Consider the following 1,072-nt stretch of genomic DNA (forward strand, 5'->3'; position numbering starts at 1 on the left):
GCTCCGGACCAATTCACGACCATGACCCGGTCCAGTCATTCCCGCCATGCCTCACGAACGACCGCTGCGCGCCCTCATGTCGGCCGTTGAAGTATGCTCAGCCACGGCCGGAAGCGGACATTGCCGCCGACCCCGCTGAGGGTGTTTAGCGGCAAACGGGCGGCGGCAAAGAGCCGGCCAGACATTGCCGATGATCCGCAGAGTACATCCGTCCAACATGTTCCGCAGAGCCGCCCGATTTTGCGGATCGATATCAAAAAGGGGGTGAACCTCCTCAAGGGCGTAGTCATTAAATCACCTCACGCCCGCAGGCTAACGCTGGCGTTAAAATGCTCGAAGCTCCGATAGAAATATTTTTTTCATCGCCGTAGAATGGGAGCCTGTTGAGATGCGTAACAATTTTACCGGCGCCGTTTTATATTTCAGCTTGTTTCAGTCTCGTCACGCTCGCCTCCATTCGGATTTTTCACCCAACCCAAATCGAAGGTGCTTTATATTGGCGCAGGACCAAGCCATCCCAACCATCCAAGAAAACCGGCGATACCGACGACGACGAGGGGGTTGATCTTCGTGCAGATGAACACGACTGTCGCCAACGCTGTCAGCGCCCATTCAAGGTAGCCATGATCAGCGGACCGGGCGACGATGACACCGCTCGCGAGCACAAGGCCAACGGTCAACGGTGCAAAGCCCTTTTCGACGGCGTGACGCCATCTTGTGTCCTTCGCGGAATTCCAAAACCGTGCCGTCACATACACAAGCAATCCGGCCGGCAGAATCATCGCGATCGTTGCGATCAACGCACCAATTAGGCCTCCCAACCCTTCGCCGCCCGCCTTGTAGCCGATCAAGCTCACGATCAGGACGCTTGGCCCGGGGGCCGCTTGGGAAATGGCAAAGAGATCCGCGAATTGTTTACCATCCAGCCACCCGTAGCCGACCGCCTGGCGCGACATTTCGGGAAGGACGGTATTGCCGCCGCCGATTGAAAGCATCGACAGTATCCCGAAAAGCGAGGCGATCTTCCAAAGAGTTTCGCCGTTCATCCCGCAGCCTTCGGCTTGTGCGACCA

Annotated in this window: 1 protein-coding gene; it reads right to left on the minus strand. The window is 57.3% G+C overall.

What is annotated here, in order from left to right:
* Positions 1-491: 491 nt before the first annotated feature.
* Positions 492-1,072 (minus strand): chromate transporter (locus E5W70_RS32505; protein ID WP_292665462.1); only part of this gene is annotated, 581 nt, incomplete at its 5' end.

Source organism: Mesorhizobium sp., from assembly GCF_005063415.1.
GTDB lineage: Bacteria > Pseudomonadota > Alphaproteobacteria > Rhizobiales > Rhizobiaceae > Mesorhizobium.